Source organism: Sorangium sp. So ce448 (assembly GCF_051520915.1).
Classification (GTDB): domain Bacteria; phylum Myxococcota_A; class Polyangia; order Polyangiales; family Polyangiaceae; genus Sorangium; species Sorangium cellulosum_B.
Genome location: NZ_CP150343.1, coordinates 9,820,549 through 9,834,610 on the forward strand (window position 1 = coordinate 9,820,549; position 14,062 = coordinate 9,834,610).

A 14,062-nucleotide genomic window follows, 5' to 3' on the forward strand; every position below is an offset into this window, starting at 1 on the left:
CTTTGCGATGCCCGCGGCGCGGCCGCCGGCCGAGAGCGCCGCCCTCCATCCTCCGGCACGGCGACCCGGCGCTTCACGCTTCGCGCAGGATCCGGCGGTACGTCTCGAGGTACGCCGCCGCCGTCGCCGCCGCCGAGAAGCGCTCCTCGGCCGCGCGACGGCACGCCGCCGGGTCGAGCCGGTCGACGCTCGTTATCGCGTCGGCCATCTCCGCAGCACCGTCCACAAGGAACCCCGTCCGGCCGTGCTCGACGATCTCCGGCAGCGCGCCGGCGCCGCGCAGCGCGATCACGGGCGTGCCCGAGGCCAGCGCCTCCAGGGCCACGAGCGAGCTGGTCTCCTGCACAAGGCTGGGGACGAGCAGGCACCGCGCCGCCGCGAGCAGGCGGCGCTTCCGGGCGAGGCCCACCGGGCCAAGGAAGCGCCGCACAGGCCCGGGGCCGCGCAGCATCGGCAGCAGGACCTCCTGGAGATACCGCGTGTGCGCCTCGTACCCGAACGCCTGGCCGGCGAGGAGCAGCGGCACGCCGGCGCGGACCGAGGCCTCCACGGCGACGTGATAGCCCTTCTCCGGGCAGATACGGCCCAGCGCGAGGGCAAAGCCGCGCTTGTACCGCCTCGGCCGGTAGTGCTCCAGCCGGACGCCGTTCGGGATCTCGGGCAGGAACCGCGCCTCCGGCGGACAGGCGCGCCGCTGCGTCGCGGACACGCAGTGGAGGAACGTTTTCGGCCGCTCGAGACGGAACACCGCAGGCGAATAGAAGCTCGGCGGGAGATGGAGGGTCGCGAGCACCGGCACGCCCGGCTCGGGCAGATAGCGATCGAAATCGACGCCGTGCAGGTGGACGAGGTCGATCGGATACCTGTCGAGGGCCCGGGCGACGGCGCTCCGGTGGTGGCAAAAGGCCCGCTCCCTGGCCGCCTCGTCGAGGACGGCGCCCGGCGGGGGCGCCGGCGTGGCGACAAGCGTCCCCGCGCACGCGGAGCCCTCCGGGGCGACGACGATCGACCGGTGGCCGCCGTGCGAGAGCGCCTCGTCGAGCATCGAGAGGACCTGCTCGGCGCCGCCGACGGCGTCCGGACCCACGGGCGCGAGCGGATAACCGACGAGCAGGACCGTCAGAGGCACAGCTCGCGCTCGAGGCCGAGCAGCGTGAGCGTCTTCGCCGCGAGCCGCCGCCAGCGCGCGCCGTCGATCGGGAAGCCGAGGCGCTCGTAGTGGAGCGGGCCCTCGTGCGGCGGCCTGCGGAAATCGTACGCGGGCGCCGGCCGGAAGCGCTCGACCTCCGCGCCGAACGGGGCGAGCACCTCCCGCTGGCTGGCGAAGCAGGCCAGCATGGCGCGCTTCCGCGACGCCTCGATGTTCGAGAGCCGGAGCGCGATCTCGGGGACGCCGGGGTGCGCGATGAACTCGCCGGTGAGGAGGCGGCCGCGCGCGGCGTGGTACGACGCCGCCTCGAAGATCAGCGGCGCTGTGACGCCGTTCCAGAGGGCGAGCACCGCCGCCGCGTGGACGATGAGCGCCGCCGCGTCGTGATCGGGGTGGCCGCCCTCGTAGGGGTGGGTGAACACCACCTCGGGCCGCGTCCGGGCGAACAGCTCGACGAGCCGCCGGGTCAGGCTCGGCGCCTCCTCGATCGCCTCCTGGTCGACCGCGCCGAGGCACCTGAGCCGCCCCGCGGGCACGTTGCCGGCCGACATCGCGCGGGTCACCTCCTCGCGCCGGAGCGCGGCGTAGCGCTCGCGCCCGATGCCGGCGAGGCCCGCCGGCACGAAGCGCTCGTCGCGCGGCGCCCCGTCGGTCACGTGGACCACCTCGATCGGGCTGAGCCGGCCGATCCGCGCGCCGAGCCCGATGGTCTCGTCGTCCGGATGGGCGAGCACGACGAGACAGCGCGGCGCCCGGCCCGACGAGAGCCACGAGAACGGCGGCCACGCGAGCTCCTGGGCCGAGGGGCCCTGACGGCGCAGCACGGCGAGGTTCACGACGGCACCTCCGCGCGCCCGCGGCGCAGCTCCGGTCGCCCCCCCGGGATGCCGCGGTGCTCCTCGGGTCTCTTCTTTCGCTTCGGCGTGCTCGCGATGTGGGACATGAGCCACCTGGAGCGCATGCGGCCAGGTCGTCCTGGCGCAAAACGCAGCGATCTCCACACTACCAAACGGCGACGCGGCGCGCCAGACGGCGCGTAAAGCGCTGACAGACGAGCAGACGCGTACCCGCCCCTCGCCTCTTTGCGCTCTTGGCGCAGGTTACGCACGGCGTCGTCTCATGCGTAGCGCCGCGTCATGCGGGCGCAGAAGTCGGCGAACTCCTCGATCCGATGCGGAGGGCTCGTGTGGTGGGGCCGGACGCCGGCGTGCTCCGGGGTGAAGCAGTAGGTCAGGGTCACCTCGAACGGCTCGAGCGCCTTCATCTGCCGGTCGAACCAGGCCTCGGCGCCGGGGCGGAAGCTGTCGGCCCAGCTGAGGCCCGTGCGGAGGTGGCGCACCCCGAGCTCCTTCAGCCACGCCACCGCGTCGTCGAGCCGGTGGTCCTCGAAGTGGAACCACTGGCACAGACCGAACTCAGGGGTGTACTCCGGGAAGAGCCGGAGCGCGCGCTTGGGCGTCCCGTCCTCGCGGAGCAGGCCCATGTAGAAATGCCGGTAATACGACGAGCCCTCGGCCTCGCGGTGCCGGGTCGTCGCCGGCCACGCGCGCGGCAGATCATAGAGGCTGTACCAGTGGATCCGCTCGACCTTGCCGCGGAGGAGCTCGGCGCTCCGCCGGAGACCGAACTCCTGCACCTCCTCGGCGCCGAACGTGGAGACGCCGATCTCGGTGATCCAGAGAGGCCTGTCGGTCACAACGCGGATCTCCTCGAGCTTCGCGGGCCACTCGTGGATCTGCCAGTGATTCCAGTCGAGAGGGAAGCCGTGCACCGCGACCACATCGACGTGCTCGAGCACGCCCTGCCGCCCCATGTTGGCGATGAACCCCGGATCGATCGGCGAGATGCCGCCCAGCACGCGCAGCAGCCAGTGGCGCTCGCTCCGGATCGCGTCCGCGGCGAGCTTCACCATGGTTCCGTACGTCGTCCACTCGGGATCGATCTCGAAATCCCAGTGCGACCTGTTGTTGGGCTCGTTCCAGAGCATCACCGCCTCGATCACGCCTGCTCTCCCTTCACCAAAGCTCGCCTCGCCGGGTAGACGGCGCCAGGCGGACGACCGGCGGCCCTCTCGCGCCGGCGGCAGAGGTAGACCTCGGGCTCGGGGTGGTTCACGATCTCGAAGCCGGCGCTCCGCAGCATCGCCTCGGCGCAAGCCCGGTTGGGCACCCACCAGTTGGTCGGGTCGTGCGCATAGCTGTGCTCCACGAAATGGAGCCTGGGATAACCGGCCTCGTCGAAGATCTCCTCCTCGGAGAAGGGGAAATCTTCCTCCAGCGGCGCCACCTCCGCGCTGCCGCGCTGCATGCTCTGGAAGATCAGCGTGTGTCCGACCACGTGCTCGTGGAGCAGATCGAGCGCCAGGAGCGGGTGGCGGAGGTGGTACAGGACGCCCAGGAAGAGCACGAGATCGAAGCGCTCTCCGAGGCTGCCCACGTCGTACACGGAGAGGTTCCGGAACTCGATGTCCGCGCCGGAGACCTCCGCGGCGAAGCGCGCCTGCGCCAGGTAGTCGTCGTCGCTGTCGATCCCGAGGACGCGCGCCGCCCCGCGCCGCTTCATCTCGAGCGAGTAGAAGCCGGCGTTGCAGCCGATGTCGAGGACCGTCTTGCCCGTGAGATCCGCCGGGACGGCGTCGGCGAAGCCCCTCCATTTGAACGCGGGGTAGTCGCCGAGGAAATGGTCGGGCGCCGTCTTCACCCCGCGGAGATCGAGGTTGTGGAACCACGGCCCGAGCCCGCGCACGCGCTCCTGGATCTGCTCGCGCGTCCACTTCGCCGCGTTATCGACGCTCCGCACGCACCTCTCCATGGCTCCTCCCTTCACGCGGCGGCGCGGCTGAGGAGCTGGATGGCCTCGTGGTAGCCGTGCAGCGTCCCCACGTCGACATAGGCCTCTCCGGCCCGCACGGCGCGCGCGCTGCCGCCGCGGGCGAGGTACTCGTTCACGAGCGTCCCGATGTACGGGTCCTCCCGCCCGCGCTCGCACCAGAGGCCGTGGAGCTCTCGCATCACCGCCCCCGTGAGCCTGAAGGCGCCCCAGACCCACCGCGAGCGCGCGTTGCGCTGCTTGACCTGGATCTCGAGCACCCGGCCCTCGTCGTCGGTGACGACCGCGTCGAAGAGCTCCGGATGCTCGACCGGAAAGAGCAGGAACGAGAGCCCCCCGCCGCCGAGCGAGCAGAGCCCGTGCTCCGGGAACCACACCGTGTCGGGGAGCCCCACGAGCACGTCCTCCTCCGGCCCGATCCAGGGGAGCGACCGGAAGATGGCGTCGCAGAGCCCGGCGGCGGCCGGCTGCACCACATAACAGATGTGCGCCGGGCCGACGCTCGCGCCGTAGTACTCGACGATATCGGACTTGCCGGGCGAGATCACCATGCAGAGCCGGGTCGCGCCGGCGAGGACCATCCTGTCGATGAGGTACTCGCTGACCGCGCGCGGCCGCTCCACGTCGCCGTCCAGGCGCGTCCCCACCGGGAGAAGCTCCTTCGAGAACGCGAGCGGCTGGATCCTGCTGCCCAGGCCCGCCGCCGGAATCACTCCCCACATCGCGCCGTCCCTCCGTTCGATGAGCCGACCTCGGCTCCGTTCAATGAGCCGAGACCGACTCGAGAATGGCCACGAGCTCCGCCGCGCGGCGCGCGGCGCTGTGCTCCGCGAGCACCCGCTCCCGCGCCGCGCGGGCGATGGCCCCGATCTCGCCCGCCGGCAGCGAGAGCGCCGCGACCGCCTCGTCCGTTGTCGCCGCCACGAGGATCTCCCTCCCCGGCGTGAAGAACCGGTCGAGCCCCTCCCACCCGTCGCTCAGGATCGGCGTCCCGCAGGCGGCGGCCTCGAAGAGCCGGCCCGAAGGGCAGTAGCCCAGCGCCGCCATCGCCCCCCGCGTCACGTTGAGCGTCAGCCGCGAGGAGCAATAGAACGCCGGGTGATCCGGCGGCGCCACGTGGCGCAGGTAATGGACGTTGTCGCCGTTCTGCGCCCACGGGAAGTCCTCGGGATAGAGCGAGCCCCCGATGACGAACCGCTTCTCGGGCAGCCTTCTCGCGGCCTCGAGGAAGAGGCGGGAGAGCGCCGCCTGCCGGTCGGCGGCGTACGTGCCGAGGTACGAGAGATCCCCGCGGAAGCCGTCCCGCGGCGGGACCGGGCGGTGCACCGCCGGGTCCGCGCTGCCGTAGAGCGGGAACACCCGCCGGGCGCCGAGCTGCGCCTGGAGCCGATCGAGCACCGCGCCGCCCGTGTAGCTGAGCACGCAGTCGAAGTCGGCGAGGCCTCGCGGGCCGATGTAGCCCACCGGCTGTCCGGCCTGGATGCGATCCAGCGTCACCGGCGTGTCGAGATCGTAGAAGACCTTGAGCGCGCCGGACTCGAGGACAACGTCGGTCGCGGGGCCGCCGTCGGGACAGTACGACGTGACCATCGCCGCGTCGGCCTCGCGGACGGCGCGCCTGGCCTCGGGGAGGACGTCCTCGAACGAGGTGTAGAGCCGGAGCGTGTTGCCGTGCGAGAGCGCGGTCAGATCCCGGTGCGCGGCGTAATACGGGACGTCGCGCTCGAAGAAGGTGACGCGGTGCCCGGCCCGCCCGAGGGCGGAGACGACGCCGCGCCACAGCGTGGCGTGGCCGTTGCCCCAGGACGAGCTGATCGTCAGACCGAAGATGACGAGCCTCATGGCGGAGCGGACCTCCTCGATGCCTGCGTCTCCGGCGCCGGCGGCCTGCCCGGCTCGCCGGGGATCATCGCTTCCACCTCGGGGCGGCAGCGGATCCGCGGCAAGAGCGCCCTGGCCTCGGGCCGGAGCCGGCGGAGCGTGTACGCCACCTTGGCGCGGGTGTGCTCGGGCCCGTAGCAGTCGAGGAACCCGGCGCTGTTCAGCGAGAAGAACGAGAGCGCGTCCGCGTCGTTGAGCAGGGCGAGCTCGGCGTCGTCCCCCGGCCGCTCGTGCGCCGCCACCAGCGCGCCGATCCTGTCGAGGACCTCCGGCGCGAGCCCGACGCCGGCGAGCGCGGCGCGCGTCAGGGCGGCCCCGCGCCGCGCGTGCTCGTCCTTGAACGCCTGGTAGTCCGGGGCGCGGTGCTCTCTCCGGACGTCCGCCTCGGAGACGAGCCGCTCCACGTCGTGGAAGAGCGCCGCCACCTGGACGGCGACGCCGGCGCGCGGATCGAGGCGGAGCATCCATTGCCAGACGTCGATCGCATGATCGTGGTCGGCGCGGACGAGCGGCCTGTCGAGATCGTGGAGCTCCCGGTGCCGCCCGAGGACCCGGGCGAAGACCGCCGTCCCGGAGGCGGGGTTCCTCCTGCGGATGAAGCGCTGGCACCGTGTGAGGACCTCGTAGGCGGCGCGCGCGGCGCCCGCTCGCTCGAGCCCCTCGATCCGGAGGTCGAAGAGGCCGCCGGCGTCGAGCGCGTGCAGGCGGGTGTCGAGCGCCCACAGGTCGAGCGCCGACGCGCGCCACGCGCGGGCGTCGACGACAGCGTGGAGCGCCCCCCCGGACGGGCCGGGCGCGCCGCTCTCCACCTCCACGCCAGGGAACTCCCTGGAGAGCGCCGCGCTGTCGGACGGGGAGAGCAGCGGCGTCCCGCGGATCGAGGGTCCATCGCTGCTCGAAGAGGGGCCATCAATGAGGATGAGGCGCTTGAGCATGAGCGTGCGCTCTCCGGTCAGCCACCGGGATGGAGCTCGACACAGCTGCCGCGCGCGGCTGCCGCGGACGAACCTGGATCGCAGGTGGGGAACCTATCGCCGTGGTCCTCACCGCACCATCGCGGAAATTCCGTAGAGCAACGTCGGGAAAGAAATGAGCGCGAGACGTGGGATCGCCGTAGCGGCGCCAGCCGCGGCCATCGCCCTCGACGCTCCGCCGCGAGCCCCGGCGTCCGCTCCGCGGCCGCCCTGCCACGACCGCCGTACCTGGTCCGCCTGGGCTGCGCGCGCGCCGCCTGGGGTCGCCCGGGCGTGGCCCACCGCCGCTGATACCGCACCTCCCGCTCACCGCCGTCTGCCCCCTTCTCGCGCACGAACACGCAAGCCGAATTCACGAGGAGCATCGCGCGGCTCACCGGCTTCTATTGCGCGCCGCAGCCCGATAAGCGAGTGTGACGCCGATGCACCTTGCGCAGCGCCTGGCCGGGCTCGAGCTGTCGGCCATCCCCGTGTGGGTCCTCGACGTGGACCGTATGCGGCTCTGCTGGGTGAACGAGGCCGGCCTGGAGCTGTGGCGGGCGCAGGATCGCGACGAGCTGTTCGCGCGCGATCTCTCGACGGCGCCCGCGCGGGTCCGGACGCGCACCCAGGCCCTCGCCGCGCAGCTGCGCGAGGGTGGCGTCGGGCGCGAGAACTGGACCCTCTATCCGCGCGGGGTGCCGGTGACGGTGACGCTCCACTCCTCGAGCATCGAGCTCGACGATGGGCGAATCGCGATCTTGAACCAGGCGCTTCCCACCGAGGGAGCGCCTGAGCCGGAGCTCGTCCGAGGCATCGAGGCGCTGCGCCACACCTCCGTGATGATCGCGTTCGTCGACCCGAGCGGGGAACTCCTGATGCAGAACCCAGCGGCTCTGCAGGCGTTCGGCCGCACCGGGACGTGGAGCGCCTGGCTGGGTGAGCCCGGCGAGGCGGTCGCGATGCTCAGGGCGGCGCTGGACGGCGCCATCGTGACGCGGGAGATGCTCGTCCGCACCGTGGATGGGGAGCGCCTGCACGCGATCGAGGGGCGAGCGGTGCGTGATCCCGTGACGGGCGTCCTGGGGGTCTTGTTCCACCACACGGACGAGACGGCGCGGATAGGCGCCGAGCGCTCCGCCGAGGAGCGCGGCCGCCTGCTGGACGAGCTGAACGCGACGCTGGCGCTCGTCGAGCAGCAGCGCGGTGAGATCCTCGCCCTCTCCGCGCCCATCCTGGACGTGGGCGAGCGCGCGCTGGCGCTGCCGATCATCGGGGCGCTGAGCCGGGAGCGGAGCGCGGAGATCGCGGCGCGGCTCCTGCCGGCGATCGCCGGCAGCGGGGTCGACCGCGTGATACTCGACATGACCGGCGCCGCGGCGCTCGACGACGCCGGCGCCAGGCACCTGATCGACATGGTGCGAGCCATCCGGCTGCTCGGCGCGTCCCCCATGATCACGGGCATCCAGCCCGCGCTGGCCCGCACCCTGGTGGCATCGGGCTTCGACGGGACGGGCATCACCCTCGTGGGCTCCATCGCCCAGGGCCTCTCGCGTTCGAGGAAGCGCTGAGCTGGAGAGTACCCCTTCCACGACTCGCCCTGGCTCATCGGAACATCGCCTGAACGATGAGCGCTGCGCGGTGCTCACCCGGGCAGCGAGCGACGAAAAGACGAAGTCGGCGCCGTCGCGATTGAACCACATCTCGCCGGGGACCACAAGCCGTACCAAGGTACGGATGGTCGATCGCATTTCGTATCGCTAGCTTGCGCGCGGCACCTTCCACCGGAAAAGGAGTGTCGCCGATGGAGCGCGAGACACCGCTCGTCCTCATGTCCCTCTTCAGGCTCAATGGCGAACTCAGCCTCTGGGCAGCGTCACGGGTCGTCGCGCCGAGGAGACGTAGGTATGCGGCTATCCACGTGCCTTTTGCAGCAGGATCCCCAGCTCCACAGCGGACCTCGCCTCCAGCTTGGCCATCACGCGCGCCCGGTGCTCCTTGACCGTCCGCTCGGAGATCCCGAGCGCCTCCGCGATCTGCTTGTTGAGCAGCCCCCGCGCGACGCCCTCGCAGACCTCGCGCTCCCGCGCGGAGAGGAGCGCCATCCGCGCCGCGACGGTGGCAGGCTCGACGGCGGCGGAAGGCGCCGCGCATTGGCTCGGCTCCGCCTCGCCGGGCGCCGTCCCGGCGGCGAGGAGCCCCCGCCGGCGAGTCTCTTCCGGGCGCTCTCCGAACGCGCGCACGTACGCCGACTCGAAGACCTCGCGCCGGGCGAAGCCGGCGGCGCGCGCGACGCACAGCACGGCGAGGTGCGGCTCGGCGAGCAGCGCCCGCTGCGCGCGGACAAGGCGCCGATCGCGAAAGAACGTTCCGAGCGAGGTCCCGCGGTGCGCGCGGAATGCCGCCTCGACCGAGCGGGCGCTCGTCCCGGCAACGGCGGCGAGATCGATCGCGCTGATCGGCCCGGCGGCGTGCGCGTCCACGTACTCTTCCACCCGCCGGAGCACCGTCCGGCTCGACGGCGGCGTGGGCCGCTCCAGCAGGTGAGCGAGGTTGTGAGGCTGCCCCATCAGCAGGGCGCGCGAGAGCGACTCGGTCAGCCCGGCGAACACCTTGGGGTGATCGATGTCCGTGCCCGCGTTGATCTCGGCGGCCATGAAGCGGCAAAGTCGCTCAACGTAGGATCCGCTCCCGGCGCGGGAGTCCAGCGAGAGCTGGAACTGGAAGTCCTCGCGGACGACCTCGCCGGTGATCGACTCGAGCTGGGAGCAGAGATAGCCACGGTCGAAGCGCACCGTGATGACCTCCATCGCGCTGTCGTAGTTCACCTTCGAGCGGCCGTGAGCCGAGAAGATGGCTGGGCCGCCACCGTGTCCCAGGGTCGCGCTGTCGCGTCCCAGCGCAGCGCGTCCGCTGCCGCGGACGGGAATGACGAGCATCGGCGCGTCCACCTGGGCGTCCAGGTAGATCGCGTCGCTGGTATGGTCCTGGACGAAGAGGATGGGGCCGAAGTCCACGGCGTGGGCGCGCCACTCGAAACCGCGCGGGAGCGCGGGGTCAACTTCCCCGTAAAGCCCCTCCCATATGGATACGGCGGTGTGGTGGTCGCTGGTGTGGATCTCGAACCGGCGGGGCACGTCCTCGTGAGTCGCGCGGGGCATGGGGGGTTCGCCTCCAGGATCGATCGCGGATCGGACGGCAGGAAACGTCAGCGCTGTCAGGAAAGCAAGCGCGCCCTGACGACGCAATCGTGGGATGACCTGCGGCGGGTAGTCGGACTGCGGGCCGGCCTGTCATTGCCAGGGCGGCGCGTGGTCCTGCACGACGCCGGCCGCGTGTCAGCGCCTCGTGTGCCCCACGGACAGCGAGGCGCGTTTCACCCTGGACGGCACGGCGTGTCCGGAGCACGTCGGCCTCGAGTGCCCCGAGGCGCCCGGCTGCACCTCCGCGCGCTGCACGCGCGCGCTGAATCCGGGGACGGGAACAGCCTTGTGGCAATGCCTCCCGTTCCCCTGCTGAATCTCCCAAGCGCTCCCGGAGCCTCATCCAGTATTACTTTCGACACTTTCCAATGATCGTGAATATTCCTTAACAACTTCCCATCGAAAGGAGTCACCCATGCCGTTGGATCGAGACCTTCTCAAGCGCGAAATCCTGCCGATTCCGGACCGGCCCTATGTCGGCCCGGTGATGTACAATGCCCAGGACCCAGCCTCCCACTTCCCTCCGATCGAGCCGATCAAACCGCCCTCGAAGGCCCCCAATGTGCTCCTCATCCTGCTCGACGATGTGGGCTTCGGCGCCGCGGAGCCCTTCGGGGGGGTCATCAGTACCCCGACAGCCAAGCGGCTCGCCGAAGGCGGACTCAGATTCACCCGTTTCCACACGACAGCCCTGTGCAGCCCGACGCGCGCCGCCTTGCTGACCGGCCGCAACCCCCACTCCGTCGGCATGGGTTGCATCACCGAGCTGTATACCGGCGCGCCCGGCTACACCTCGATGATCCCCAACACCGCCGCCTCGATCGCCAAGATCCTCAGGTACAACGGCTACTCGACGGCCCACTTCGGCAAGTGCCACGAGGTGCCCGTCTGGGAGACCGGCCCATCGGGGCCCTTCGACCACTGGCCCACGTACATGGGCTTCGAGAAGTTCTATGGCTTCGTGGCAGGCGAAACCAACCAGTTCTACCCTACCCTCTACGATGGAACGACCTACATCGAGACGCCGCACGACGGGGACTACCACCTGACCACAGATCTGACAAACCAGACCATCAAGTGGATCGAGCAGCAGAAGGCCATGGCGCCGGACAAGCCCTTCTTCATCTATTTCGCGCCCGGCGCGACCCATGCGCCCCACCAGATCCCGGACGCCTGGCTTGACAAGTACAAGGACAACGAGGACTTCGCCAAGGGCTGGGACGAGCTGCGCGAGACGATCTGCAAAAAACAAAAATCGCTCGGCCTCATTCCAGAGGACGCGGAGGCGGCGGTCAACGAAGACGTCCCGAAGTGGGACGATGAGATGTTCGACGACATGAGGGATTCCCTGCGCCGCGAGATGGAGCTCTACGCCTCCTTCCTCCAGCAGACCGACGAGGAGGTCGGCAGGGTGATCAAGACGCTCGAGGACCTCCACCTCATGGAGAACACGCTGATCATCTACATCCTCGGCGACAACGGCGCTTCCGCCGAAGGCACCTTCATGGGCACCTTCAACGAGATGATCGGCTTCAATGGCATCCAGAAACCGCTCGATGAGCAAAAGACGATCATCAAGGACAACATAGACAAGTTCGGCACCAAGGAAGCGTACAATCACTATGCCATCGGCTGGGCCCAGGCCATGTGCACGCCGTACAAGTGGACCAAGCAAGTCGCCAGCTTCTTCGGCGGCACGCGCAACGGCATGATCGTCCATTGGCCAGGGAAAGACGGCGACGGGAAAGACCACATCGTCCGGGGCGACAGGGGGCTGCGACACCAATTCACTTACGTGATCGATGTGCTTCCGACGATCCTCGAGGCGGCCGGATTGCCGGAGCCGTTGAGCGTCGACGGAGTGCTGCAGATGCCCGTCGAGGGTACGAGCTTCCTCCGGACGTTCAGAGAGCAGAATGCGCCCGAGTTCCGCACGACCCAGTACTTCGAGATGTTTGGCAACCGTGGCATCTACCATAACGGCTGGACCGCCGTCACCCTCCACTCGAAGCCCTGGGACTTCGAATCCAATCCGGACTACGAAAAGGACACGTGGGAGCTCTACTACACGTACCCATGGGGCGAGGAGTCGCCGCATCAGGTGGACTGGACCCAGGCGAACAACCTCGCCCAGAGGGAGCCCGAAAGGCTAGCGCAGCTAAAGAACCTCTTCGAGATCACGGCGGCTCGATATAATGTCTTTCCCCTCAACGACGAAAAGACAGAGCGCCTGGAACAGTCGGCCCCCCCGGTCGGCACGAAGCAGAGGTACGTCGACGGCAGCTTCGTCTCCGACCCGTGCGTGATCAACAACTTCAACCGCTCGTTCATGATCACGGCCAAGATCGAGGGCCCCCACGGGGAAGCGCCGAACGGCGTGATCCTCGCCCGGGGCAACGACTTCGGCGGCTTTGGCCTCTATGTCAAAGATGGAAGGCTTACTTACGTCTACAACTACCTGGGGCTCGAACGCTACTACGTCCAAGCCGAATCTCTGCTGCTGCCTCTGTCCGAAGCGTACGAGGTCCGCATGAAGTTCACCTACACAGGCACGGATACGGGCGAGGGCGGCAGGGTGGAGCTCCTCATCAAGTGGCCCAGGGAGAACGAGTTCAAGCCTCTCACGCTCGTCGCGTCCCCGGCCGTCGGCGAGGACCCGCTCAACCATACACCGAAGGATTTGCCGCCGGGCCAACTCCTCAAGACCAATCCCATTATCTTCAACGTGGACGCCTTCCTGATGGTCGGCAAGAAGACGGGCGGCCCGTTGTGCCCCGACTTCGCAGGCAGCGGGAACAACCGCTTCCCCGGCAAGGTGCACTGGGCGGAGATCGAGCTGACGGGCGAACCCGCCAAGGTGAGCCCCGAACACAGATTGCACGCGCTGGAGGCGATCCAGTGACACGTTGACCCGGCCGCGGGCCAGCCGCCCGCAGCTCCCCATGGCGAGCCGGTCGTCGGGCTCGACCTCGACGTATGGCGCAGAGCGCCATCGTTCGCGCGCGCGAACGATGGCGCCTGTTGAGCCACACCGTCCCCCGCCCTCGGGGATGAGGTGGCGGCCTGGGTCGTTCACGAGGCGATCGGTCGGCTGCTCGGGCTGGAGGAAGAGGCCGCGCGCTGGAGCGAGCACGACCGGCTCGTACGGAGGGTGCCGGTGCGGACGTACCGGGTCGGCCGGAACGGCGCGCTCGAGGCGGCGGGGGCATCGGCGGCGCCTCGCCTCGCGTTCGCGGGCCCGTCGGCATCTCACGAAACTGACCGCGGCAGTGCTAGGGTGCCCCGCGTGCCGACGATCTTCACCAAGGGCGATCTCCTCAACACCCCGGATCTTCACGCGTACGCGCACGGCGTGAGCTGCGTGGGCAACATGGACACGGGGATCTCCGTGACGTTCAAGAAGCGCTGGCCGGGCCTGCTCCCGGCGTTCGAGCAGCGGAGCGCCGAGCGGAAGCTCCAGCTCGGGGAGGCCTTCGTCTGGAGCGAGGGCGACGACACGGTGTACAGCCTCGCGATCCAGGAGAACGCGACGAAGAGGCCCTCGCTCGCCGCGCTCGAGCGCTCGCTCGCCGCGATGGTGACGCACGCCGCCGGGGCGGGGATCGCGCGGATCGGCGTGCCGCGCGTGGGCGCCGGCAAGACCGGCCTCGAATGGCTGCGCGTCAAGAGCATCCTCGTCAAGGTCGCCAACGACAAGCCGGTCACGCTCGTTGTCTACGAGCAGTTCGTGCGCGCCCAGGGCGCCTGACGGCACCGCGCCGCTCCCGGAACCCGGCGCTCGGCGTGCGATCGAGCGGGCCTGTCACGGGCCGGGCTTGGCTTTGTCCCGCAGGTAGAGCGCCTCCACCTGCTGCCGGGCCCACGGGGTCCGTCGCAGGAAGTGCAGGCTCGATTTGATGCTGGGATCGTACTTGAAGCAGCGAATGTCGATCATGCGTCCGAGCTGCTCCCAGCCATGCTGCGCGACCAGGTGCTCGAGGATCATCTGGAGCGTGACGCCGTGAAGAGGATTGTCGGGCTGGGGCTGAGTCATATCGATGCTCGGG

At 69.8% G+C, this 14,062-nt stretch carries 12 protein-coding genes; 3 read left to right on the forward strand and 9 right to left on the reverse strand.

The window, feature by feature from the left end; all coding sequences use genetic code 11:
• Positions 1-73: 73 nt before the first annotated feature.
• From WMF45_RS37130 to WMF45_RS37160, 7 genes are all read right to left on the reverse strand, one after another.
• Positions 74-1,129, reverse strand: a complete 1,056-nt coding sequence (locus tag WMF45_RS37130; protein WP_437710495.1) for a glycosyltransferase family 4 protein — start codon at positions 1,127-1,129, stop codon at positions 74-76.
• The gene (locus WMF45_RS37135; RefSeq protein WP_437710497.1) at positions 1,120-1,986 is read right to left on the reverse strand and encodes a PIG-L deacetylase family protein; all 867 of its coding nucleotides are present in this window, start codon (positions 1,984-1,986) and stop codon (positions 1,120-1,122) included. Before WMF45_RS37135 ends, WMF45_RS37130 begins: the two co-directional genes overlap by 10 nt.
• 281 nt (positions 1,987-2,267) lie before the next feature.
• Positions 2,268-3,152 carry a beta-xylosidase gene (locus tag WMF45_RS37140; RefSeq protein ID WP_437710499.1) on the reverse strand — a complete coding sequence of 295 codons (885 nt, stop codon included), beginning with the start codon at positions 3,150-3,152 and terminating at the stop codon, positions 2,268-2,270.
• Entirely contained in the window at positions 3,149-3,961 is an 813-nt protein-coding gene (locus WMF45_RS37145; RefSeq protein ID WP_437710501.1) for a TIGR04290 family methyltransferase, read from the reverse strand. The genes WMF45_RS37140 and WMF45_RS37145 overlap by 4 nt, the downstream gene beginning before the upstream one ends.
• A gap of 11 nt (positions 3,962-3,972) precedes the next feature.
• Positions 3,973-4,701 carry a sugar phosphate nucleotidyltransferase gene (locus WMF45_RS37150; protein ID WP_437710502.1) on the reverse strand — a complete coding sequence of 243 codons (729 nt, stop codon included), beginning with the start codon at positions 4,699-4,701 and terminating at the stop codon, positions 3,973-3,975.
• Positions 4,702-4,741: 40 nt separating this feature from the next.
• Positions 4,742-5,821, reverse strand: a complete 1,080-nt coding sequence (locus tag WMF45_RS37155; protein ID WP_437710504.1) for a CgeB family protein — start codon at positions 5,819-5,821, stop codon at positions 4,742-4,744.
• Entirely contained in the window at positions 5,818-6,795 is a 978-nt protein-coding gene (locus WMF45_RS37160) for a DUF4202 family protein (RefSeq protein WP_437710506.1), read from the reverse strand. The genes WMF45_RS37155 and WMF45_RS37160 overlap by 4 nt, the downstream gene beginning before the upstream one ends.
• A gap of 461 nt (positions 6,796-7,256) precedes the next feature.
• Here WMF45_RS37160 and WMF45_RS37165 point away from each other — a divergent pair, with 461 nt between their 5' ends.
• Positions 7,257-8,384, forward strand: coding sequence for an STAS domain-containing protein (locus WMF45_RS37165; RefSeq protein WP_437710508.1), 1,128 nt, complete (start codon positions 7,257-7,259; stop codon positions 8,382-8,384).
• Positions 8,385-8,726: 342 nt separating this feature from the next.
• On the opposite strand, the gene WMF45_RS37170 is transcribed toward WMF45_RS37165, so the two are convergent.
• Complete coding sequence (locus WMF45_RS37170; protein ID WP_437710510.1) at positions 8,727-9,974, reverse strand: LuxR C-terminal-related transcriptional regulator; 1,248 nt, start codon at positions 9,972-9,974, stop codon at positions 8,727-8,729.
• 457 nt (positions 9,975-10,431) lie between these two features.
• Here WMF45_RS37170 and WMF45_RS37175 point away from each other — a divergent pair, with 457 nt between their 5' ends.
• Positions 10,432-12,918 (forward strand): arylsulfatase, encoded by a 2,487-nt coding sequence (locus WMF45_RS37175; RefSeq protein WP_437710512.1) that lies wholly within the window; start codon positions 10,432-10,434, stop codon positions 12,916-12,918.
• A gap of 384 nt (positions 12,919-13,302) precedes the next feature.
• Positions 13,303-13,764 carry a macro domain-containing protein gene (locus WMF45_RS37180; protein ID WP_437710514.1) on the forward strand — a complete coding sequence of 154 codons (462 nt, stop codon included), beginning with the start codon at positions 13,303-13,305 and terminating at the stop codon, positions 13,762-13,764.
• A 54-nt stretch (positions 13,765-13,818) separates the two neighbouring features.
• Here the strand turns inward: WMF45_RS37180 and WMF45_RS37185 are convergent, their stop codons facing one another.
• Positions 13,819-14,049, reverse strand: a complete 231-nt coding sequence (locus WMF45_RS37185) for a VF530 family DNA-binding protein (RefSeq protein WP_437710516.1) — start codon at positions 14,047-14,049, stop codon at positions 13,819-13,821.
• Between the last annotated feature and the right edge of the window lie 13 nt (positions 14,050-14,062).

Excerpts from the sequence above, each read along its gene's own strand:
- WMF45_RS37145 (WP_437710501.1), bottom strand. The coding sequence starts at position 3,961 with ATGGAGAGGTGCGTGCGGAGCGTCGATAACGCGGCGAAGTGGACGCGC.
- WMF45_RS37155 (WP_437710504.1), bottom strand. The coding sequence starts at position 5,821 with ATGAGGCTCGTCATCTTCGGTCTGACGATCAGCTCGTCCTGGGGCAAC.
- WMF45_RS37175 (WP_437710512.1), top strand. The coding sequence starts at position 10,432 with ATGCCGTTGGATCGAGACCTTCTCAAGCGCGAAATCCTGCCGATTCCG.
- WMF45_RS37165 (WP_437710508.1), top strand. The coding sequence starts at position 7,257 with ATGCACCTTGCGCAGCGCCTGGCCGGGCTCGAGCTGTCGGCCATCCCC.
- WMF45_RS37185 (WP_437710516.1), bottom strand. The coding sequence starts at position 14,049 with ATGACTCAGCCCCAGCCCGACAATCCTCTTCACGGCGTCACGCTCCAG.
- WMF45_RS37170 (WP_437710510.1), bottom strand. The coding sequence starts at position 9,974 with ATGCCCCGCGCGACTCACGAGGACGTGCCCCGCCGGTTCGAGATCCAC.
- WMF45_RS37150 (WP_437710502.1), bottom strand. The coding sequence starts at position 4,701 with ATGTGGGGAGTGATTCCGGCGGCGGGCCTGGGCAGCAGGATCCAGCCG.
- WMF45_RS37160 (WP_437710506.1), bottom strand. The coding sequence starts at position 6,795 with ATGCTCAAGCGCCTCATCCTCATTGATGGCCCCTCTTCGAGCAGCGAT.